This window comes from Mycobacterium sp. SMC-21, from assembly GCF_045310825.1.
Classification (GTDB): domain Bacteria; phylum Actinomycetota; class Actinomycetes; order Mycobacteriales; family Mycobacteriaceae; genus Mycobacterium.
Genome location: NZ_JBJIAO010000047.1, coordinates 14,629 through 37,128, shown reverse-complemented (window position 1 = coordinate 37,128; position 22,500 = coordinate 14,629). Strand labels below are relative to the sequence as shown.

18 protein-coding genes and 1 pseudogene are annotated in these 22,500 nt (G+C 64.8%); 9 read left to right on the top strand and 10 right to left on the bottom strand.

Annotated features, from left to right (window positions below; genetic code table 11):
• Positions 1-79: 79 nt before the first annotated feature.
• A pseudogene (locus tag ACJH6H_RS26745) lies at positions 80-1,147 on the top strand (IS1380 family transposase); the annotation flags it as partial.
• 369 nt (positions 1,148-1,516) lie between these two features.
• On the opposite strand, the gene ACJH6H_RS26740 reads toward ACJH6H_RS26745, so the two are convergent.
• Both ACJH6H_RS26740 and ACJH6H_RS26735 read right to left on the bottom strand, forming a co-directional pair.
• Positions 1,517-3,967: an AAA family ATPase gene (locus ACJH6H_RS26740; protein ID WP_406776153.1), complete on the bottom strand. Its 2,451-nt coding sequence runs from the start codon at positions 3,965-3,967 to the stop codon at positions 1,517-1,519.
• Positions 3,964-4,143 (bottom strand): hypothetical protein, encoded by a 180-nt coding sequence (locus ACJH6H_RS26735; protein ID WP_406776152.1) that lies wholly within the window; start codon positions 4,141-4,143, stop codon positions 3,964-3,966. Before ACJH6H_RS26735 ends, ACJH6H_RS26740 begins: the two co-directional genes overlap by 4 nt.
• A gap of 256 nt (positions 4,144-4,399) precedes the next feature.
• On the opposite strand from ACJH6H_RS26735, the gene ACJH6H_RS26730 reads away from it, so the two are divergent.
• The 4 genes from ACJH6H_RS26730 (at position 4,400) to ACJH6H_RS26715 (ending at position 10,030) form a co-directional block, all read left to right on the top strand.
• The gene (locus tag ACJH6H_RS26730) at positions 4,400-7,477 is read left to right on the top strand and encodes an N-6 DNA methylase (protein WP_208676973.1); all 3,078 of its coding nucleotides are present in this window, start codon (positions 4,400-4,402) and stop codon (positions 7,475-7,477) included.
• 401 nt (positions 7,478-7,878) lie between these two features.
• A complete protein-coding gene (locus tag ACJH6H_RS26725; RefSeq protein WP_061006134.1) occupies positions 7,879-8,367 on the top strand; it encodes a hypothetical protein in 489 nt (162 codons plus the stop codon).
• Between the two features lie 2 nt (positions 8,368-8,369).
• The gene (locus ACJH6H_RS26720; RefSeq protein ID WP_061006135.1) at positions 8,370-8,888 is read left to right on the top strand and encodes a hypothetical protein; all 519 of its coding nucleotides are present in this window, start codon (positions 8,370-8,372) and stop codon (positions 8,886-8,888) included.
• Positions 8,889-8,896: 8 nt separating this feature from the next.
• Positions 8,897-10,030, top strand: a complete 1,134-nt coding sequence (locus tag ACJH6H_RS26715) for an MAB_1171c family putative transporter (protein ID WP_162563611.1) — start codon at positions 8,897-8,899, stop codon at positions 10,028-10,030.
• Between the two features lies 1 nt (position 10,031).
• On the opposite strand, the gene ACJH6H_RS26710 is transcribed toward ACJH6H_RS26715, so the two are convergent.
• From ACJH6H_RS26710 to ACJH6H_RS26675, 8 genes are all read right to left on the bottom strand, one after another.
• Positions 10,032-10,928 carry an alpha/beta fold hydrolase gene (locus ACJH6H_RS26710; RefSeq protein ID WP_061006137.1) on the bottom strand — a complete coding sequence of 299 codons (897 nt, stop codon included), beginning with the start codon at positions 10,926-10,928 and terminating at the stop codon, positions 10,032-10,034.
• 155 nt (positions 10,929-11,083) lie between these two features.
• The gene (locus ACJH6H_RS26705) at positions 11,084-11,845 is read right to left on the bottom strand and encodes an EAL domain-containing protein (protein ID WP_061006138.1); all 762 of its coding nucleotides are present in this window, start codon (positions 11,843-11,845) and stop codon (positions 11,084-11,086) included.
• Between the two features lie 194 nt (positions 11,846-12,039).
• Positions 12,040-13,251, bottom strand: coding sequence for an RNA polymerase sigma factor (locus ACJH6H_RS26700; protein WP_212812847.1), 1,212 nt, complete (start codon positions 13,249-13,251; stop codon positions 12,040-12,042).
• A 14-nt stretch (positions 13,252-13,265) separates the two neighbouring features.
• On the bottom strand, positions 13,266-13,649 hold the full coding sequence (locus tag ACJH6H_RS26695) for a YciI family protein (RefSeq protein WP_212812849.1): 384 nt from the start codon (positions 13,647-13,649) through the stop codon (positions 13,266-13,268).
• A 101-nt stretch (positions 13,650-13,750) separates the two neighbouring features.
• Positions 13,751-14,767, bottom strand: coding sequence for a diiron oxygenase (locus ACJH6H_RS26690; protein WP_061006141.1), 1,017 nt, complete (start codon positions 14,765-14,767; stop codon positions 13,751-13,753).
• A gap of 68 nt (positions 14,768-14,835) precedes the next feature.
• Positions 14,836-15,213, bottom strand: coding sequence for a hypothetical protein (locus ACJH6H_RS26685; protein WP_061006142.1), 378 nt, complete (start codon positions 15,211-15,213; stop codon positions 14,836-14,838).
• 25 nt (positions 15,214-15,238) lie between these two features.
• Positions 15,239-16,558: an acetyl-CoA hydrolase/transferase family protein gene (locus ACJH6H_RS26680; RefSeq protein ID WP_406776151.1), complete on the bottom strand. Its 1,320-nt coding sequence runs from the start codon at positions 16,556-16,558 to the stop codon at positions 15,239-15,241.
• Between the two features lie 7 nt (positions 16,559-16,565).
• On the bottom strand, positions 16,566-18,212 hold the full coding sequence (locus ACJH6H_RS26675; protein WP_406776150.1) for an acyl-CoA synthetase: 1,647 nt from the start codon (positions 18,210-18,212) through the stop codon (positions 16,566-16,568).
• A 320-nt stretch (positions 18,213-18,532) separates the two neighbouring features.
• Between ACJH6H_RS26675 and ACJH6H_RS26670 the strand changes: the two genes are divergently transcribed.
• From ACJH6H_RS26670 to kdpB, 4 genes are read left to right on the top strand one after another with little or no spacing between them, the layout of a single operon-like run.
• Positions 18,533-18,628: a potassium-transporting ATPase gene (locus ACJH6H_RS26670; protein WP_220098076.1), complete on the top strand. Its 96-nt coding sequence runs from the start codon at positions 18,533-18,535 to the stop codon at positions 18,626-18,628.
• Positions 18,625-18,714 carry a K+-transporting ATPase subunit F gene (locus ACJH6H_RS26665; protein ID WP_020099126.1) on the top strand — a complete coding sequence of 30 codons (90 nt, stop codon included), beginning with the start codon at positions 18,625-18,627 and terminating at the stop codon, positions 18,712-18,714. Before ACJH6H_RS26670 ends, ACJH6H_RS26665 begins: the two co-directional genes overlap by 4 nt.
• Positions 18,714-20,384 (top strand): potassium-transporting ATPase subunit KdpA, encoded by a 1,671-nt coding sequence (gene kdpA, locus ACJH6H_RS26660; protein ID WP_406776149.1) that lies wholly within the window; start codon positions 18,714-18,716, stop codon positions 20,382-20,384. The genes ACJH6H_RS26665 and kdpA overlap by 1 nt, the downstream gene beginning before the upstream one ends.
• Entirely contained in the window at positions 20,384-22,498 is a 2,115-nt protein-coding gene (gene kdpB / locus ACJH6H_RS26655; protein ID WP_406776148.1) for a potassium-transporting ATPase subunit KdpB, read from the top strand. Before kdpA ends, kdpB begins: the two co-directional genes overlap by 1 nt.
• Positions 22,499-22,500 lie beyond the last annotated feature (2 nt).

Below are 22,500 nucleotides of genomic sequence, written 5' to 3'. Positions count from 1 at the left end.
AATTCGAAGCAATCATGACCACACCGGCCAGTCAGGCCGCGTGACCGAAACTGTCACCTGATCGTGCAGCAGACCCTTCCGCCAACTCGACGCCGTGGCGGCGCGGTTGCTGGCCGGTCTGCACGAACGCACTCCGGTGCTGGCCGGTGTTGACGGTCCGGTGTGTGTTGATCTCGATGACACCATCATCGAAGTGCACGGCTACACCAAACAGGGATCTGGTTACGGATACTCCGGGGTCCGTGGGTTAAATGCGCTGATCGCCACGCTCACCACTGAGCATGGTGCACCGATCATCTGCGGCCAACGCCTACGCAAAGGCGCCTGCGGATCAGCACGTGGAGCTGCCCGCATCGTCGGCGACACGCTGGCCACCGTGACACGACTGCGCTCTTCGGCGGCAGCCACCCGGCCGCTGCTGCGAGCCGACTCGGCGTTCTACGGCTACCCAACCGTGGCGGCTGCTCTGCGCGGTGGTGCCGACGTGTCGATCACCGTGCGCCTAGACCCAAAAGTCAAAGCCGCCATCGCCGCCATACCCGAGGACGCCTGGATCTCGATCCAGTACACCGACGCGATCTACGACGAGAACACCCAGCGCTGGATCTCGCGCGCCGAGGTCGCCGAGATCGACTTCACCGCGTTCAGCTCCCGCAAAACCAGCGAGCAGATCCCCGGCAGGCTGGTGGTGCGGCGCATCCCCGACCTCAACCCCGCCAGCGGCGAGGGGCAGACCACCCTGTTCGACACCTGGCGCTTCCATGCCTTCTTCACCACCACCGACCTCGATACCGTCACCGCCGACAAGACCCACCGCGGCCACGCGCTCATCGAGCAGGTCCACGCCGACCTCAAAGACTCTGCTCTGGCCCATCTGCCCTCGGGGCGATTCGGCGCCAACGCCGCCTGGCTGGTGTGCGCAGCGATGGCGTTCAACCTCACCCGCGCCGCGGCCACCCTGACCGGACCAGCGCTGGCCAAAGCCCGCACCGGCACCATCCGCCGCACCCTGATCAGCGTGCCGGCACGCATCGCCTCCTCGGCCCGACGCCTGACCCTGCACCTGCCACGCAACTGGCCCTGGGAAACCGCGTGGAACACCCTGTTCCACAGTCTGTTTGGCCGAAACCGGCCACTGCTGGCCTAACAGAGCAACCCCAACCGCCCGCACGAGACGAAAGACCCACAGGAACAAGCCGATACCGAGATCGGGCCATCACACACACCCACCTCACGGCACACCCCGGGCCCAACTCACACAATCGAAATCGACTTCACACCGACAGCTCACCGGTGGATCGAGGCTTAGGTATGTCACGCCGCCAACGGATCGACGTGTTCACTCCGGGATGCGGCGAGGACGGTGATACGTGCAATCTTAATTTGGCGTAACCCCAACTGCGCGAATGAAATTGGGTGGTTCGGGACGGCGACCTCCCGGTAACCAGTTTTGTCGAGACCATCACTACCTGGCGTCGCGCCGCGAAATTAGATTCTTAATCACGAGCTCTATTCACTATTTTGTCCGCAGGTTTAGGTTCAACGCCCCGCATGGGCAGCGCAGAGCGTCTTCCCGCCCCGGGGAACCATTGACGTAGAGCCACCCACCGCAGGCGCTGTTCGTACATCTGAATAGCTCCAAGAAGTCCTTGCATGCCGCGACCACCGGAGCGAAGTCAGCCTTCGACATCGACGCCCAATCATTATTGTGGACAAGGGCGTTAATCGCCCAATTCTCTCCATCCTGAGCAAGCATCGCCTGTTGGCGGGCCGTCTTGAGGTCTTCAACTTGTTGCTTACCAGCTTGGTTGTTCCATTTCTCGGCCGAAGTACCAGCTTTCTTGAGCAGGTCTCCATGGCGGCCCTTGGCCGCCGAGAATAAGGCGCCAAGTTCGTAATTGTTATCGGGTCGGTAGATCACCTTGCCCTGCAGCGCGGCAACGATATCTGCCATCGACGCTTCGAGGTTACGACGGAGCTTATGAGCTGCTCCGGGCACATCATCGTCCGCGAGGTCAGCGTCAATCTGCGTCCAGAGATCCTCGCCCTGGCCATACACCGGACCGCGATCGACGGTCCAGCCGTGGAATCGGGCGTGGGCCTTCGCCCCGATAAGCCCTGAGGACTGCATTTGCCTGGCCCAGACTTCGTCGTGGGTGGTCAGGATGAACTGAACGTCAGGGAAGACGTCCTTGAGCAGACTGCAGAACTGCCGTCGGTGATTGGTGTAGACGGAGGTAACGACGTCATCCAGCACGGCTAAGCGGAAGTCGTCGTGCAGGAGCTGCCTGATGAGCGCCAGATAGAGGCACACTCCCATACCGTCTTGATGGCCCTCGCTGTGATAGGCCATTGGAGGAAACATGCCCAGTCCGTAGAAATCGACTTCTAGATCCAACTTCCCAGCCGACGGAGCCAAACCAGCCTTGAACGACGACTCATCGTCTGCGTTGATGCGGCGGTAATAGTCACTGAAGTCGTGTTCCACGGTGGTGTAAAGCCTGGTCAGCTCGGTGTCTGCCACGTCGTTGTAAATCTCGTAGACCGCCTTGGCGGTGCTGTGGGCTGCGCTTGCTTTGATGTGTGTGGCCCGGGCCTGGCGCAGCCGGGTCCACCGTTCATGAGCGACTGTCAGGGCACTGCGAGCGTTGGCGGTGGCGCTCTGGTCCGGCAGCGCCTCGATATCTTGCCGCACCCCGGCAAGCAGGGCCGTCAACCCAGGGGGAAGGGCTAATGGGTTGGCGCCGACTCGCGTCGCCTGTTCACGGATGGTCGTTAGATGGTCCAGTACGGCGGCGAAAGCGGCCAGATCGGCTAGCCAGTCGACAAGCACAGCTTGGTCGTCGTTACGTCCCACCTTCAGCGCATGGGGTTGGGCGGCGCGAATCAACGCCTCTGCCCGTTGCACCTGCCCCTTCAACCGCGCTGCCGCAAGCAGAATCCGACGCTCCAGCGTCTTGGCCGCCTCCGAGCGCGACAGCTTGCCCTGCAGGTGCAGCCGGAGCGTCTCGGCGTCCTCCCATGGCTGATCGCACAATGGGCACGCGGCCTCGGTGACCAGGGGCAGCCCAGCCTCGATGAGCTCGCGATGGGTGAGGGCGTGGAGAATGCTCGGGTCGTCCTCCAGTTCGGCCAAAGCCTGCGCCAGGTCCAGGGCGGCGTTATCTAACTCTGGGTGATCCGTAGCGAAGGCGCTCAGCTCGTTGACATCTTGGAGTGCGGAAGCTTTGTTGAAGGAGGAATGCTCACCGGCAACCTGAGCCCCGACGATTAAGTCGGTGTCGGGCTGCAGCGAGTCCAGCGGCGCAATCCCGAGGACCTGACGATGCTGATTGACTGCGCCGAGGACCTGCGATTCCAGCAGCGTTGTGAGATCGAGATGACGGCGCAAGGCGTCCTCAGCGTTGCCAACCTCGGTTGTCGCCTGTTTTTCGTCACTGGCGGACCTAGTCATCGCGGTCCGCAAGAGCCGGCGAGTCTCGTCGATGCGGTCGAGCTTCAGCAGCGCTTGCACTTCCTGAGCGCGCTTACCCGGCTCGGTGTACACGTACTTGATGACCTCGCGCCGCGACAAAATCAGCTCGGGATGCTGGGCAGCCCAATCCACTGCGGAATGCAGTTCGGGGGTGTCGGGCTCCAGCTTGTAGGTTGCGGCAGTCTTCACGCACCTCGTCAGCACGCCGGTCTGGCCACTCGCGCTGTCCACGATCGTCAGTGCCACCGATGCGGCGGCAGGGTTGTCGCGTTGGTGCACGTGCGGGCCGTGTTTGGCCAAGCTGACTCCACCGGTGCCCGCGCCGCTCAGTCGAGCAACGGAGCCTGTTAGCGCGAAGTCGATCGCGTCGACGACGCCACTCTTGCCAGAGCCATTTGGCCCGGCAACGACGAACGACTGGCCATCTAGTCGCAAATCCAGCAACCGGATGCCGCGAAACTCTTCAACGTGAATGGCTTTGATCTGGATCACGCGCGTCGGTCGCCGGTCTCTTCGGCAAACAACGCGACCAGTACGTCAGCCTTGGGCAACTTGTCGGCACCGAGTAACGCGCCCAGCTGTGCTGCTACCGCCGCGGGCACCACCTCGTCGACCTCGTTCAGGCGCTGCATAAACGTGCGCAGCACCTCAGACTCGATTCGAGACACTCGACCCCCTGCCAACGGTTCACCCCGCCTCCCCAGCGGTTCGATCACCGTAGCGTCAATTTCAGCAAACATGCAGCGTGTTCGCTAACAGCAAACCTCGGGAGGATCTCCCTGCTTGCCGGCCGGTTTAGATACGACGCAACAGACCTTCCGCCTGTGCGGCAGTCTGCATTGCTTAAAGAAGGCGCGCCGGGGTGTGCCACGCCGGGAGTCGACTATCAACACGGGTGTCGGTACCACTGCATATGGTCGTCACGTGCCCAGCGAACTCGTGAACGAAACCGTCGGCCGCCTCGCCCGCCGCAAGCCGATCCGCGCGGAGGCCGAGACCCAGGCGGACATCTACATGCTGCTGACCACCGCCGGTCTCGGACTCGATCCGGACGACGTTGTGAAGATCGAATCCCAGGTCGCTGACGGCACACGACGGCGTATCGATATCGAGGCCGGGCACGTCGTGATCGAGGTGAAGAAGGACCTCACCGTCGGCAACCTCGCTGACTACGAACAGCAGCTCGCCGGCTACGTTCAACAGCGGCACAAAGAGCTGGGCACACGCTACGTCGGCATTCTCACCGACGGCACCGGTTGGATGCTCTACAACCTGGAAGGCGACGCTCTCGTCTTCGTCTCCGAGCTGGTCCTGAACCCCAGCGCACCCGACGTCGCTCAGCTTCTTGTCTGGCTGGAATCGGTGATGGCGACACGGGAGCAGATCAAACCAACCCCGCAGGAGATCCAGGACCGGTTGGGTGCCGACTCCCCGGGCCACCGGCTCGACCATGCTTCTCTGGCCGCGCTTTTCGAGGCTAACGTCGACGACCCGGAGGTGAAGCTCAAGCGAGAACTGTGGGCAAAGCTGCTGCGTACCGCGTTCGGCAAGAACTTCGTCGACGACCCGAACCTATTCATCAACCACACACTGCTGGTGATCACCGCTGAGTTGATCGCCCACGCCGCGGTCGGCTGGGACGTATCTCCCAGCGGTGGCCTGTCGCCCATGCAACTGACATCCGGGTCGGAGTTTCAACAGGCTCAAATCCACGGCGTCGTCGAGGCAGACTTTTTCGACTGGGTGGTGCAAGTCAAGGGCGGGCAGGAGTTCGTCGTCGAACTCGGCAGGCGCATCGCACGGTTCGACTGGACAAAGGTTGAACACGACGTGCTGAAGATCCTCTACGAATCGGTAATCGCCCCCACCGAGCGCCGCCGGCTGGGCGAGTACTACACGCCGGACTGGCTCGCCGACCGTGTCGTCGAAGCGACCGTGACCGACCCCCTAGGCTCTCGGGTGGCAGACCCGAGCTGCGGCTCCGGGACATTCCTGTTCCACGCCATCCGGCGCTACCTCGAGACCGCGGAGAAGTCGGGAACGCCAACGGCGACAGCGGTGCACGAGGTAACTGCGAATGTGATCGGCATGGACGTTCACCCGGTCGCGGTGACCCTCGCCAGGGTCACCTACGTCCTGGCGATCGGATTGAATCGGCTCCGAGACGATGACAGGGGTCCCATCGCGATCCCTGTGTATCTGGGTGACTCGATGCAGTGGGAGCAGAGCCGGGACCTCATCGGAGGCGTGGACCGGGTGACCATCAGTACCGAGGGGGACTCCATCATCGCCGGCGGAGGCGGTGTCCTGTTCGGTGACGATCTGGTCTTCCCGCGCAGCATCCTCGGTGACGCCGGCCGGTTCGACCGCCTGGTGTCGGAGATGGCCGACAACGCGCTCGACTCAACGAACAAGAGGAACGGGACGCTGATCGACCCGATCCTCAAGCGCTTTAAGGTGACCGCTGAGGAGGCAGAGGTTCTCAGCGCCACCTTCGCGACCATGCGGGCGCTGCACAAGTCGGGCAAGGACCACATCTGGGGTTACTACGTCCGCAACCTCATCCGCCCCCTGTGGCTCGCCGAGCCGGACAACCGCGTCGACGTACTCGTAGGAAATCCGCCGTGGCTGGCGTACGCAAAGATGACCGCCACAATGCAGGAGAACTACAAGAAGCTCGCCAAGCCGCGCAATCTGCTCACCGGCGGCCTAGGAGCGGCCAGCCGCGACCTGTCCACGCTGTTCGTCGTACGGGCTGTGGAGCTGTACCTCCGCCCCGGCGGCGCGTTCTCGTTTGTGATGCCCTACGGCATCCTGACGCGCAAGCCACATACCGGATTCCGCACTGGCAAGTGGATGACGAGGAACTCCGAGCACCTCGCCGTCAAATTCGGGCTCAGCTGGGACCTCGCACGCGCAACCACCGGATTCCCCATGGTGTCTTGCGTCATCCACGGCGAGAGGTCCTCATCAGCGACTCCGATCGACGCTGAGACCGTAACGTGGACGGGATACCTTGCACGACCAGACATTCCGTGGGACGAAGCGAAGGACAAGATCACCGTCGGCTCCGGCACCGTCGCTGCGCACGATGCCGGAGCGGTGCGCCCGGAGTCCCCGTACAAGTCGCAGTTCCGGCAGGGCGCCGTGCTCGCTCCCCAGATGGCACTGTTTGTACGCGAGGCTCCGGCAGGTCCACTGGGCGCGGGCGCGGGCCGCGTTTCGGTGTCATCGAACCGAAGCGTCTACGAGCCCGAACGGTGGAAACAGTTGCCGGCGATCACCGCCACAGTCGAGACGAGGTTCGTTCGGCCAACGTATCTGGGCCTGACCACGCTTCCGTTCCGCACTCTGGAGCCGCGCCGAACACTACTCGCGATCAGTGACGACGGGGTGTTGGAGGAAGCGGCAGTCGTTGACCACCCGGGACTGAAGTCGTGGTGGGACCAAGCTGAGAAAGCGTGGGCCGAGAATAAGTCCGAGTCCGACGCAGGGACGCTGCTGGACCGCATCGATTTCCACGGGCAACTGTCCGCGCAGCTGCCGCCCGCAGCGGTCAGAGTGGTCTACACCAAGACCGGGAACAGACTCGCCGCAGCGGTCGTAAGGGATTCACGGGCCATTATCGACTTCTCCCTCTACTGGACGGCCGTCGCGACTGAGTCAGAAGCGAGCTACCTCTGCGCCATTCTGAACTCGGGGACCGTGTTGGAGCGAGTAAAGCCGCTGCAAGCCCTGGGCTTGTACGGAGCCCGGCACTTCGATAAGTATGTATTCCTAGTTCCGTTCCCGGAGTACGACAACACCATCGATCTGCACCTGCAGTTGGCGAAGCTCGGCGCCGCGGCCGAGAAACTCGCCGCTGAGGTCGATGTGTCCTCGGCTCGGACGTTCCAGGCTGCGCGGAAGTTGGTCGATAAAGCTCTGAAAGACGCCGGTATCGCCGCCAAGATCAACGCTGCGGTGGCGGAATTGGTCCCTATGGCCGCTATTTCGCTGTAACGACTGCCGTCCCAGTGGGAGGCGATGCGCCGCCCTGTTGGCGGGCGGGCCGAGAGCCGCCCGTGAGATACCGCAGGAGATACCGCAGTGCTTTCATTCGCCCTCATCGGCCGCCAATGCAACCAACAACATATTCGCAGGTCGAGGTCGTTCATCCAGCAGCTGCCGAATGAGTCAAACACAACAAACACCCAGTTCAGAGGATTTTAAGTCCGCTGCCTCTGCCAATTGGGCTATAGGGGCGGGCACCGACTCAACTGGCGCCGCAATGACGGTAGCGCCCGGCAGTCCGACCGGACGCAGCGGTCCGGCCGCAGTCACAAGATCAACCACACGTTGAATTGAAGGAGAACACTCGTCTACGAGTTGAGACGACCGGGTATCGGTGTTTCACTGGGGAGATGGCGACTTCGCCGACCCCACCGACCAGCCAGTCCGGCGCCGCAGCCGATGCGCGCGACGCGGGTGACAGCCTGGCTGAGCGCATCAACGCGCTCTTCGACGCCCATCGACGTCCCGACGGCCGGATGTGGACCAACGAAGAAGTCGCAACCGCCCTCAAGAAGGCCCATCCCGAAATCAAGGTCGGCGGCGCTTATCTTTCCGCGCTGCGGACCGGCAAGCGGGCGCGCCCCGGCATCGACCTGCTCGGGGCGTTGGCTGACTTCTTTCAGGTGCCGTTGTCGACCATCACCGATCCGGCGCGGTCACATTCACTCGACGAGCGGCTCGGCGCACTCGATGAATCTGTCCGCGACGACGTCGAACTGATTGCGTTGCGCGCCATCGGCCTCAACAAGGAGAGCCTGGAAACCGTTGCTGCCGTGCTGGATCATGTGCGCGCACTGCAGGGCCTGCCGACCATCGCGCCCGCGAAAGCCGAACGGTAGTCATGGACGCGTCGTGTGGCGCATCGCCAGTTCTGCGCTCGACGCGCGAGCTCAAGGCGATACACCGCGACTGCACACGCAAGCTCGTGGATTTGGGGCTGAACAAGCTCACCGCCGTCGACGACATCCGCGCGGTCGCCAGCCAGATCAGCGGTCGTGACATCCAGCTGCTGCCGTATCGCTTGTCAGGAAGCGGTGTGCACGGCATGTTGGTGCGAACGGGTCTCACCGACTACGTGGTCTTCGACAGCGACACCACCACAATGCACCGCGAGCACATCATCCTCCACGAACTCAGCCACGTGCTGTGCGGCCACTCCGCCGCCGGCCAAACCGGCCCTGCCGAAGTACTGCGCCGGGAGAACTACATGGACCATCAAGAGATCGAGGCTGAAACTCTCGCCTCCATCATGGGGCAACGGGTCAGACGCGGTGCGCCGCAAACCGTCTCGATCTCAAATGCCAACTTGGGACGCGTTCTCGCGTCGCTGAGACTCGAGGGCCATCCGGCGACGCCGTGATGTCTTCGGTGGCCCAAATGCTCGAGAACATGGCCTTCAGTTATGTGGTTTCCGCAGCGTTCATCTGGGGCGCCGTCGTCGTGGTTGCCCTGGCCATCAGCCGGTCCCCCGTGCGGCCGCCCGCGTCCAAAGCGCTGCTGATGTCGTTCCTGTTCAAGGGAATTGCGGTCACGCTGTCCATTCCGAGCGTATCGGCATGGTTAGACCACGCGATCGGCGTGCACAACATCTGCCGACTTATCCTGAGCCTGACCGGGGGGATGGCCTGGACTGCGTGCGTCCTCGCAGTCATCACGTTCTGGGGCGAGTCCGGCCGACGCGCCTATCGCCAATTGCGCCTGTGGATCGTTCTGGCCTGCCTGGCCGCCGTCGCGTTGATCGTCTGCTGGATCGCCGCGCCAGAGGCCGAACTCCCAGTCGATTTCTACGCCGCGCACGGCGGCGAACCCGTCTGGGTCACCTACATGCTGCTGTACCTGGGCACGTATGCCCTTGGCGCAGTGATCATTATCGTGCGTTGCCTGCAGTACGCCCGCTACCACGAGGTGGCCTGGCTACGGCGCAGTCTGCTGCTCACCGCTGCCGGAGCCACGCTATGTCTGGTCTTCTGCCTGCTGCGCGCGGACTCGGCCATTTACGGCCTGCTCACCAACCGCAGCATGTCCTGGCAGCACCTGGCACCATTCGTCGCCGCAGTGGGGCAGGTACTGATCGTCATAGGTCTTGCGGGCCCGTCCTTTTCCCAGCTGGCCCGCGCAGCAGGCCGCCGCGCGCAGATCTACCGGTGGCACCGACAACTGGAGCCGCTGTGGACCGCACTCTACGAAGGCAATTCGCACATCGCTCTCGCGCCGCCGCGGGCACCGATCGGCGACCACGACTATCGGCTGTACCGCCGCATCGTCGAGATCCGCGACGGGCTCAGCGCCATCCGCCCGTATGTATGCGATGACCCGGCAAAAACCTCAGCGGCGCAACAAATCCGCAGCGCCATTCAGCATCAGCGCGCACGGCAGCTTCCGGCCGGCCATTCGCATGGCCAGATCGCCGGCGAACCGTGGGGAACCGAGCAGACCAACGAACTCAGCTGGCTCCTCGAAGTGTCCCGTGAGCTGAGGGCACCGGCGATCTCGCGACAGTAAATCAACCGACGGCGCTGAGCTTCTCGATGTCGGGGAACTCCGCCAACCGGAAGAATGCCTCGGCCCGGTCCAGAATGCGGTCACGCATTGCAATGGTCTGACCGTGATCGGCGCCCTCGAGCAGCGTGAAATAGGCGCGCGGCATCAGCGCCGCGGCATGACGGGAATCAGCCAATCGCAACATGTCTCGGGAACCAGCGAAGAACAGCGACGGCGTCTGCACCTGTGCCAGCACATCCTCGGCAACCCCGGGTTCGGCATCCCACTGCCGCATCAAGGCGACGAGACCCCGCGCGCCGAGGGCATCGACCGTGGCGCGAAATCCCGAGCCCATCGTCGTACCGCGATGCTCCTGCCAGCCCTGCACGAATCCCTCGACACCCCACTTCTCCGTCACCGCAATGGCATCGGGGAACATCACCACGTTGACCGCACCGCATTGCGGCCGGGACGACGAGCCGGCGACCACCAGGGACGCGAGCCGCTCCGGGGCGGCGGCCGCCATGGTCAAGCCGATGCGACCTCCCAGTGAGTAGCCCAGGAAATGCGTCTGGGCGATCTCGAGGTGGTCGAGCAGTGCGCACACGTCGCGCACCGAAGCCTGAATGTCGTACCCGGCGGGGTGTTCGGGCTTATCGCTGCGCCCGTGGCCACGCACATCAATGGTGATGACCCGGTAGCGCTGCGCCAACTGCGCCACGTAGCCGTGCTTGGACCATACTTTCGAGGACTGCAACGATCCGTGAACGAGCAGGACATCGCCGCATGACGCACCCGGACGTCGCCGCCCCCAGGTCTGATACGCGACTCGGGCACCATCGGGACCATTGCGCCGGAGGAAACCTGTTTCGGTGGCCGTCATTTCGACAGGAACGGCTGTGGATGTGAGCGTGGACATGAGTGAGGGCGCCTTCCCAACACAGTGAGCACTGCCGGACGTAACCGCGCGCGACGCTGCGCATCACTCAACTGACCGTTATCAGATTGAGCAACAAATCAACTGTCCGTTGAAATCTCTCTGGCGTCAAGTCGAGCGCCGCAAAATATGCAAACTCAGAACGCCGCCCGAGCGCCGGCACTCACCACACCGAGGACTTCGGACGCCTGTAGGGGCGGGCTGAGGAAGAATCCCTGCAGCACATCGCACCCGAAATCCCTTAACTGCGAGGCTGATTCGGCACTCTCGATGCCTTCGGCGACAATCCCGAAACCGAGCCGGTGCGCGAGGTCGATGATGGTGCGCACCACCAACGAGGCACGCTCGTCAGCCGTGACCCGCGCGATGAAGTCGTGGTCCAGCTTGATCTCGTCGACCGGCAGATCGGACAGGTAGGTGAGTGCGGAGTATCCCGTGCCGAAATCGTCGAGCGCGACGCTGATGCCGTGGTCGAGCAGGCCCGTCAGCACCGTCCGGGTGTCTTCCATGTTGTCGACGAACAGGTCTTCGGTGATCTCGACCGCGAGCGCCGAGGGCGGCAAACCGCGGTCATCCAGCGCCTGGCACAGGTGGTCCGGCAGGTTCAAGTCGCTCAGTAGCGGCGCGAAAAGGTTAACGGCCACAGGCACTTCCGCCCCGGCGGCGTACCACCGCAGCGCATCGTCGAGCGCCATGTTGACGACCAGACCGGTGGCCTGTTCCATCAGGCCGTGCTCACGCACCAACGGCAGGAAATCGGCGGGCCGCAGTAGACCGCGGTCGAGATGGCGCCATCGCAACAACGCCTCCACCCCGACGACACCGGCCGTGTGCGCGTCGAATTTGGGCTGATAGACCAGGGATAGTTCGTCTCGGTCGATCGCCTGGCGAAGGTCCATGAGAAGTTCAGAGATGGCTTGCTCACCCCCGCCCCGCATCGAAGCACGCGACCGCCTCAGGACCGTCGCTTGAAACAATCCTGACCCAACGTCTCAAGATGGTCAATCACGACACTGGGCCGAGCGGTCTGCGACACCCGACCCCATCGGCGCTGACAAGTGCTTTGCTCCGGTTGATCGCAGCAAGTCCTGGATCATTCAGCCCGACGGCGCAGCAACGCGCGCTCGGCGTCATTGGTGCTGAGTTCGGCGGCACGTGTGAACGCCGCCGACGCCTCGGCGACTCGGTCCAGACGCTCCAACAGATCGCCGCGCACCGCATGCGGCAGCGGTGATCGGGGCAGCGGATCGGGCCCGAGCGCGTCGAGCACCGCCAGCCCCGCCGCTGCCCCGTAGGCACGCCCATGTGCCACGGCGCGGTTCACCTCCACGACGGGGCCCGGCGCGGCGACCGCCAGGACGTCGTACAGGTCCGCGATCCGCTGCCAATCGGTGTCCTCGACCCTGATCGCGCGCGCATGGCACGCAGCGATGGCCGCCTGCAAGAAGTAGGTCCCGACGGGCGCACCAGCCTCGGCGAGCTGCTCGGCGCGGGCCAGCACCTGCAACCCACGGCGGCGCAGCAGGTGATCCCACCGCGCCCGGTCCTGATCGTCCAGCAGCACCGGCGCGCCGTCACGGTCCACACGGGCGGGAATCCGCGACGCTTGGAGTTCGACAAGTGCCTGCAGCCCAAGCGAATCCGGGATGTCCGGCACCATCGCGGCCACCATGCGGGCCAGCCGGATCGCTTCGAAACAGAGGTCGGGGCGCGTCCAATCCGTGCCGGTGGTCGCCACATATCCCTCGTTGAAGGTGAGGTAGATGGCGGCCAGCACATCGTCGAGGCGTGCCACGCGCTCGGCCCCCACCGGCAGTTCCATGTCGGCGCCGACGAGAGTCTTCTTCGCCCGGCTGATCCGTTGTGCCATCGTCGATTCCGGCACCAGGAAGGCACGGGCGATCTCGGCGGTGCTCAACCCTGACACCAACCTCAGCGTCAACGCCGCCCGCGACGCCGGGGCCAGCTGCGGATGGCACGTCAGGAACATCAGTCGGAGCACGTCGTCCTCGATGAAGTCGACCTGCCCGGCGAAATCGGGCATATCGACCTCCTCCAGGCGGTGTCCGATCTCCTCGGTCTTGCGGCGCAGCGTCTCGGCGCGACGGATGTGGTCGATGGCGCGGCGCTTCGCCGCCGTCATCAGCCACGCGGCCGGGTTGGCCGGAATTCCGCGCTCGGGCCACTCCTCCAGCGCCGCGACGAGCGCGTCCTGTGCGACGTCCTCCGCGAGTTCGATATCGCGGGTCATGCGGGCCAGCGCCGCCACGAGGCGCGCCGATTCGGCACGCCAGGCGGCGGTCACTGCCTCGGTTGTAGTTACCGGGGACAAGCACCCGGTTCCTGGTCAGGTGCGCCTTCGATCAGATGCATCTCGACCCGGCCTTCCCACTCAGGCCAGTGCTCCCGGTGCAGTTCGGTGAAGGACCGGGCGCCCTCGACGGCCTCGGCGTGATTGCGGTACTCCAGCATCGCGAACCCACCGATGATCTCTTTGGCCTCGGTGAAAGGCCCGTCGGTCGCGCTCATCTGGCCGGCGCGGACCTGGTAGCCGATGCGGTTCTCGCCCTGTCCCAGACCACCGCCGTCCAGATAGATGCCGTCGGCAGCGTTCTTGCCGACGTAGACCTCCATCGCGTCCATCAGTGCCTGCGGCGGCGGACCCTGGTTGGGATCCATGATGACCAAACCCATGTAGCGCATTGCCTGACCTTTCGTCGGTGTGTCAATCCTTCACACACACGTCGAACGGGTGGGGCGGATTTCGACATGGCTCGAGAAAAGATCTCGGCGACGGGCCTCGGTCAGGCCACAGGGACGACGGCCTGGCGCGCCGGCTCGCTGCGGTAGCGCGACGCCGGACCGTCGATCCGGAAGATCCGCCACAACACCTTCGCAACCGGGTTCATCAGGCCGGTGTCCTCGGCGAGCATGCGCACGTCACCGTAGAACTCGCGCAGCATCGTCCGGGATTCGGGCGACCGCCAGAAGATCTCATTCTTCACGGACTTGGGGATGCCGAACTGACGCCAGAAGATGCGGGGCGGCTTGGCGATGAGGGACGCCGCCACACGGAAGCCCAATGGATAGAACAGCGACAGCACGAAGCGGTTGAACGGCCGCATCTCCGGGACGCGCCGGCGCAGGAACTCGTGGGCGAACGAGATGTGTCGCGCTTCCTCGGCGACATGGATCGCCATGACGCGCTCCATGATCGGATGGATCGAACTGCCTTCGCGCAGAATGGATTTCTGCATGTGGTCGATGGGCTCCTCGCCGCACAGCACCATCATGAAGAAGAATGCCGGCGTCGGGCTGGCGAAAAGCGGGAAGGTCCAGTTGAGCCACTTGATCCAGCGTGGCAGACCCGGGACGTCCACACCGACGTGGTTCACCATCTCCTGGAACATCAGGGTGTGGTTGCCCTCTTCGTTCGCTTCGTGCAGGCAATACCGGTATTCGGGGCTGCCGTTGGGCACCCAGAACGTGTAGGCGAGCAACCCACGGATCAGCATGCTCTCGAACTGCTGGCCGGCCTTGGCGACGTTCGCCTGGCGCCACATGCCGATCGCGATCTGCTTCTCCAGCGGCTGCGCCTGGTACCACGCGCTCATACCGATCGGGTCACTCTTGGCCAGCACCCAGCGCGGGTCGTTCTCCGTCACCCGGAATTCGGGCGAATCCCACGAAACATCCAGGTAGGGGTTGAAGTTCCGGCGCACAGAGCCCGCCGAGAGCGTCTCCAGATTCGCGCAGTAGTCGACGTCGTCGCGCACATCCATACCGGCGCGCCACCGGCGGATCGTCTTCGTAGCTGCCATGACATCAACCTCCCACGCGAGCACCGTTGCCCACCCAGTTATATGGGACCCCCGGTCCCACATGATTGTCAAGGGTCGCGGATGCCGAGATGCTGTCGGACCGTGCCGGTCTGGACGGCGTGCCAGCCCAGGCGCGTCAAACCGACGTCAAAGCTGGAGTGGCTCGACGGGACCAGGACCCGCAGCAGCAGGCCCGAGCGTTCGAGCAACTGCATGGCCTCCGCGACGGCGCGCAGGTCAGGGTTCTGGAACACATCACCGCGGGTGGAGACGCCCGCGGAGAACGTGCCACGGGGAGCGCGGGCGCCGGTCCGGAGCCATGACACGACGTCCGTCATCGCCGCTCGATCGCTGTCGAACGACGACTGCCCGAACAGCGGCAGGATCGCCGCGGCCAGGTCAGCAACAGGCGCGGAGATCCACCACGGCTGGTCGCTGCTCGTCATGGCGGCAGTGAATCACGAATTGGTGCTAGCCGACCGGCGAACGCCCCTTCGCGGCGCGTAGGGCCGCCGCCAGCAGGGCGTCCCGGAACTGCGGGTGCGCGATCGCCGCCAGCGCCTCGCCGCGTTCGCGGACGGTCTTGCCTTCCAGTTCCGCTGCCCCGTATTCGGTGACGATGACGTCGACCTGCTGCCGCGGCGTCGTGATCACCGCGCCGGGCCCGAACCATGGCACGATCCGCGACCGCAGCTCGCCGTCCTTGACGAACGTCGACGGCAGACAGATCAGCGAGCGGTCCGACAGCTCCAGCCCCGCCCCGGCCACGAAGTCCTCGGCGCCACCGATCCCGCTGAACTGTCCCCCGTCGATGGTGTCGGCGATCACCTGCCCTTGAATATCCACTGCGAGTGCGCCATTGATGGAGATCATGTCCGTGTTCGCGGCGATCACCTCCGGCGAGTTGACGATGTCAACGGGCAGGAACGCGACATCGCGGTTGCCGTCGAGCCACGCATAGAGCTCCTGCGACCCGAATGCGAACGTCGTGACGCTGACGCCGTCGTACTGCCCCTTCCCGGTATTGGTGATCTTGCCCGCGCGGTGCAGATGCATGCAGCCGTCGGTGAACATCTCGGTGTGCAGTCCGTACCCGCTGCCGTCGCCCTCGGCCAGCAAGGTGGCAATCTGGTTGGGAATTGCGCCGATTCCGGTCTGCAGCGTCGCGCCCGAACCGATGAAGCCTACGGCATGCCGAGCGATCGACCGCTCGACCTCGGTCGGTGGCACGTCCCCGCCGGGCAGGGCCAGCGGCGCCTCGGTCGAGGGCACGAGGATGTCGATCTCGTCGACGTGCAATGCATGACGGCGCGCGCCGTATCCGAAAGTCGTTGGGTAAGAGTCGGATACCTCGACGATGAGGAGTCGCTGCGGGTCTGCCCCGGCCCGGCGCAGTTCGGCGACCGTCCCGCCCGCATGCAGCGACAGCGAGCACCACCCGTCGGCATCAGGCGGGGTGGCGACGGTCGTCATCACCCGCGGCTTCTGCCGCTCCAGTAGTGGCGCGAACCGGCGGAAGTCCGCGGCGGCGAACTCAATGTCGGCGCCCATGTCCCGCAACGCCCGTTCGATCGGCCCGAAGAAGCCGGAGACGTAGTGCACGCCCGGGCGCGAAAACAGTTCGGTACCAACGGCCAACAGCGCCCCGAACACCCGCAGATTCGACCAGTCCTGGCGCGCGCCGAGCGCCCTCAGTAACGCCGGCGGCTGGCCGGGGCCGAGGGTGATGCCCAGCGTGTCGACAGCCCCCAACCGGGCAGCGGCCTGCTCGGCGCTGAGTTCGGTCGGCATCGCCGCCCTAGACGTCCATCTCGATCAGCACGCGGCGGAGCAGCTTGCCGGTGGTGTTGCGCGGCAGCTCTTCGATGAACACGACGTCGCGCGGCACCTTGTGCCGGGCCAGGTTGTTCTTGACGAACGCCTTGATCTCATCGGCGTCCTGGGTCGCACCCGGCTGCGAAACGATGAAGGCGCGCAAGCGCTTTCCCCATTCCACGTCATCGACGCCGACGACCGCGGCGTCATAGATGTCGTCCCGTTCGGCGAGCAGTTCTTCGATCTCCTGCGGGAACACGTTCTCGCCACCGGAGACGATCATGTCGTCATCACGACCGTCGACGAACAGCAGCCCATTGTCGTCGAAATGCCCCATGTCGCCACTGGACATGTAGCCGTCGATGATCTGCTTGTTCCGGCCGTCGGTGTAACCGCTGAACGGTGCGCCGTTGCGGACGAAGATGCGGCCCCGCCGGTTCTTGCCGGTGATGCGCCGGTCGTTCTCGTCGTACAGCACCACCTCGCACGTCACCGGCGCCCGTCCGGCCGTGCCCGGGGCGAGACGCAGTTCGGCCGGGGTGGCGACGCTGGCGATGGCACATTCTGTTGAGCCGTACAGGTTGTGGAGCACGTCGCCGAAGGTGTCCTGGACCCGGTTGGACAGTTCGGGACTCAACGCCGAGCCGGCGATCAGGATCGTCTTCAGCGATGAGGTGTCGTACTTGCCGATGACCTCGGGGCCCAGTTCGACGATCCGGTGCAGCATCGTCGGCACCGCGACGAGCATGTCGGCCTTGTGCTCGGCGATGAGTTGCAGGGTTCGCTCGGCGTTGAACCGCCGCGCCGTCACCACCTTGTTCCCCAGCGCCGCGCCGACGGTGTAGGTGGCCCAGCCGGTGCTGTGGAAAATCGGCGAGACGATGACCATGGTGCCCTTGCGCGGGAACGGGATTCGGTCGATGATCTGCGCCGTCGCCAACGGCGACACCGAGCTGCGGGGTGCACCCTTCGGCAGGCCCGTCGTCCCGCTGGTGAGGATGACCGAGCCGCCTGCCTTGCTCGGCGCCGGCAGCGACTCGGTGGAATTGGCCGCGACGATCGCGTCGAGGGTCTGTGCGCCCTCGGGGATTTCAGTGCCCTCGTCCACCCAGGTCAACACGCGCGGCATGTCGGCGGGCAGGGCGTCGAGCAGCCCGATGAACTCGCTGTCATGCAGCACCACCTTGACGCCTTCGCGCTCACACACCTGCGCGAACTGCGGCTTGGCGAAGCCGGTGTTCATCAGCACCAGCCGGGCCCCGAGCTTTTCGCACGCCACCATGGCCAGGATCAGGCCACGATGGTCGCGGCACAGCAGTCCGACCACTGAGCCCTCTGTCACGCCCAGGCTCTGCAGGCCGCGCGCGAGCGCCCAGGACTGGTCGTTCACCTGCCGGTAGGTCAGCGTGCCGCGTTCGTCCACCAGCGCCGGAAGACCCGCATACTTGCGGCCGCCCTGGATGGCCATGGTCGCCTGCGGGCCGAATATCGGCGCGTTCTTCGCGGTCTCGATCATGGCCCCGGGGTTGGCGAGATCCAGGAATCCCGTCTCCAACAGCCTGCGTACCGCGGTTGCGGATTCCGCTATGCGGCCCAGCTTCTGCTGCACTCCACCGACGACGTCCAACACCACATGCCTCCCGAGGTTTGAGGGGTGATCGGCCCCACACGCATGGCACGTTAGCCGGTTGCGCGCTGACGCGACATCACCTGCTTTCGACTCCTACCGGCCGCGCTGCCCGTAAATGTCCCGGCACCGTCCCATTTCGTTGTACAAAACATCACATGACCAGGCATTTGTCGCACCGCGCGCACCTCGGGCCCGGCGCTCGGGGCGGAATTCCGTAAAGGAAGCCGGGCCGGCCGTAAAGAAGGCGTCAAGATCGCGGGATGTCCCCTCCGGCGGGTCGATGCTGACGAGGTCGCCGAGGGCCGGCGACCCGTTTACGTGTGGGAGAACCCATGTCTGTAGTGGTGTTCGTGGTGCTGACGGTCGCGATTTTCGCGCTGCTCGGCGTAATCCAGAAGGCGGTCGAGCGCCTGTGAACTACGCCAACGCCATCGGCCTGGTGCTGTGTCTGGTGATCGCACTGTTCCTGGTCGCCGCATTGCTCTTTCCGGAGCGGTTCTGATGAGCCCCACCGCCGCGGGAATCGTGTTCCTGCTCTCCCTGATCGTCGCGCTCGCCGCCGTGCACGTGCCGTTGGGCGACTACATGTTCCGCGTGTACACGTCCGAAAAGCATTCGCGCGCCGAACGTCTCATCTACAAGGCAATCGGCGCCGATCCGGAGGCCGAGCAGAACTGGGGCGCTTACGCCCGCAGCGCGCTCGCCTTCTCCGCCGTCTCGCTGCTGTTCCTGTTCTTCTTCCAGCTCGTGCAGGGCATGCTGCCCCTGCACCTGAACAATCCGGCGACCCCGATGACGGCCGATCTGGCGTGGAACACCGCCGTCAGCTTCGTCACCAACACCAACTGGCAGGCCTACTCAGGTGAGACGACGCAGGGCCACCTGGTGCAGATGGCCGGTCTGTCGGTGCAGAACTTCGTGTCGGCTGCCGTCGGCATGTCGGTAGCGGTCGCGCTCGTGCGCGGGTTCACCCGCCGGCACGCCGCCGAACTGGGCAACTTCTGGGTCGACCTGGTGCGCGGCACCATCCGAATCCTGTTGCCGCTGGCCGTCGTTGCCGCGCTGATCCTCATCGCGGGCGGCGCCATCCAGAACTTCCACCTGCACGACCAGATCGCCGACACCCTGGCCGGCGCGCAGCAGACCATCACTGGTGGTCCGGTGGCCAGCCAGGAAGTGATCAAGGAGCTGGGCACCAACGGTGGCGGTTTCTTCAACGCCAACTCGGCGCACCCGTTCGAGAACCCGACGGCCTGGACCAACTGGGTGGAAATCTTCCTCCTGCTGGTGATCTCGTTCTCGCTGCCGCGCACGTTCGGCCGCATGGTGGACAGCCGCAAGCAGGGTTACGCGATTGTCGCCGTGATGGCAGTGCTGGCAGTCATCAGCTGCAGCCTCATGCTGGTGTTCCAGACCCAGCACCACGGCACCGTGCCGACCGCCATCGGGGCGTCGATGGAAGGCGTGGAACAGCGCTTCGGCGTGGCCAATTCGGCCGTCTTCGCCACCGCCACCACCCTGACCTCGACCGGTGCCGTGGACTCGTTCCACGACTCGTACACGTCGCTGGGCGGCTTGATGACGATGTTCAACATGCAGCTCGGTGAGGTCGCACCGGGCGGTACCGGCTCGGGCCTGTACGGCATGCTGATCCTCGCGGTCATCACGGTGTTCGTGGCCGGCCTCATGGTTGGGCGGACACCCGAATACCTGGGCAAGAAGATCACCCCTCGGGAGATCAAGCTGGCGGCAAGCTATTTCCTGGTGACGCCACTGATCGTGTTGACCGGCACCGCTTTTGCCATGGCCCTGCCCGGCGAGCGCGCGGCGATGCTGAACTCGGGCCCGCACGGCCTGTCCGAAGTGCTGTACGCCTTCACCTCGGCAGCCAACAACAACGGCTCGGCATTCGCCGGCCTCTCGGTCAACACCGTCTGGTACAACACGGCTCTGGGCCTGGCGATGCTGATCGGCCGCTTCCTGCCGATGATCCTGGTGCTCGCTCTCGCCGGTTCACTGGCCAAGCAGGGCAGCACTCCCCCGTCCATCGGCACGCTACCGACGCATCGACCCCAGTTCGTCGGCATGGTCGCCGGCGTGACGCTGATTCTCGTCGCCCTGACCTTCCTGCCGGCGCTGGCGCTCGGCCCCCTTGCTGAAGGAATTCACTGATGTCCGATACCGCTGTCAAGGGCGGCCTGCTCGACCCGAAGATGCTGTGGAAGTCCGTGCCGGACGCCCTGCGCAAGCTGGACCCCCGCACCCTGTGGCGCAGCCCGGTGATGTTCATCGTCGAGGTCGGCGCCGTCTGGTCGACGGTCCTGGCAGTGCTGAACTCCAGCTGGTTCGCCTGGCTATTCGTCTTCTGGCTCTGGCTCACAGTCGTTTTCGCCAACCTCGCCGAAGCGGTCGCCGAGGGACGTGGCAAGGCGCAGGCCGCCAGCCTGCGAAAGACCAAGTCCGACACCATGGCCCGCAAGCTGGTCGAGTGGGCGCCGGGCAACGCCGGTACCGAAGAGGAGATCGCCGCGCCCCTGCTGCAGCAGGGCGACATCGTCGTCGTCGAGGCCGGGCAGGTCATCCCCGGTGACGGCGACGTCGTGGAAGGCATTGCCTCCGTGGACGAATCGGCGATCACCGGCGAATCAGCGCCCGTCATCCGGGAGTCCGGCGGTGACCGGTCAGCTGTGACCGGCGGTACCACGGTGCTGTCCGACCGGATCGTCGTCCAGATCACCCAGAAGCCGGGTGAGAGCTTCGTCGATCGCATGATCGCGCTGGTCGAGGGCGCCAACCGGCAGAAGACCCCCAACGAGATCGCGCTCAACATCCTGCTGGCCGCGCTGACGATCATCTTCGTGTTCGCCGTCGCGACGCTGCAGCCGCTGGCCATCTATTCGAAGGCCAACAACCCGGGCGTGCCGGACACCGAAGCGCTCGACGGCTTCGGCGTCACCGGCATCGTGATGGTCTCGCTGCTGGTCTGCTTGATTCCCACCACAATTGGCGCTCTGCTGTCGGCCATCGGCATCGCCGGCATGGACCGGCTGGTGCAGCGCAACGTGCTCGCGATGTCCGGGCGCGCCGTCGAAGCCGCCGGTGACGTCAACACCCTGTTGCTCGACAAGACCGGCACCATCACGCTCGGCAACCGGCAGGCCGCGGGATTCCTCCCGGTGCCCGGCGTCACCGCCGAACAACTCGCCGACGCCGCGCAGCTGTCCAGCCTCGCCGATGAGACGCCGGAGGGACGGTCAATTGTGGTGTACGCCAAGGAGGCTCACGGCCTGCGAGCGCGTACCCCGGGCGAGCTGACCGACGCCACGTGGGTCGAGTTCACCGCACTGACCCGGATGTCCGGTGTCGATCTGCACGACGGCCAGAAGCTACGCAAGGGCGCGGCCAATTCCGTCGCGGAGTGGATTCGGGGTCAGGGCGGCACCGTGCCCATCGAATTGGGCGACATCGTCGACGGCATCTCCGCCGCCGGCGGTACCCCGCTGGTGGTCGGGCGGGTCAACGACGACGGGGCCGGCAAGGCCGCTGAAGTCTTGGGCGTCATCCACCTCAAGGACGTCGTCAAGCAGGGCATGCGCGAGCGGTTCGACGAGATGCGCAAGATGGGCATCCGCACCGTCATGATCACCGGCGATAACCCGTTGACCGCCAAGGCGATTGCCGACGAGGCCGGGGTCGACGACTTCCTGGCCGAGGCCACACCCGAGGACAAGTTGGCGCTGATCAAGAAGGAGCAGGCCGGCGGCAAGCTCGTCGCGATGACCGGCGACGGCACCAACGATGCCCCCGCGCTGGCCCAGGCCGACGTCGGCGTCGCGATGAACACCGGCACCTCGGCGGCCAAAGAGGCCGGCAACATGGTCGACCTCGACTCGGACCCGACCAAGCTCATCGAGATCGTCGAGATCGGCAAGCAGCTGCTCATCACCCGCGGCGCCTTGACCACGTTCTCCATCGCCAACGACATCGCGAAGTACTTCGCGATCATCCCGGCGATGTTCGTGGCTCTGTTCCCCGGCCTGGATCTGCTGAACATCATGCGGCTGCACAGCCCCCAGTCGGCGATCCTGTCGGCGGTGATCTTCAACGCCCTCGTCATCATCGCGCTGATCCCGCTGTCGCTGCGGGGTGTGCGGTACACACCCAGCAGCGCGTCAAAGCTCTTGAGCCGCAACCTGTACGTCTATGGCCTGGGCGGCATCATCGCCCCGTTCATCGGCATCAAACTCATCGACCTGCTCATCCAGTTCATCCCGGGGATGTCTTAATC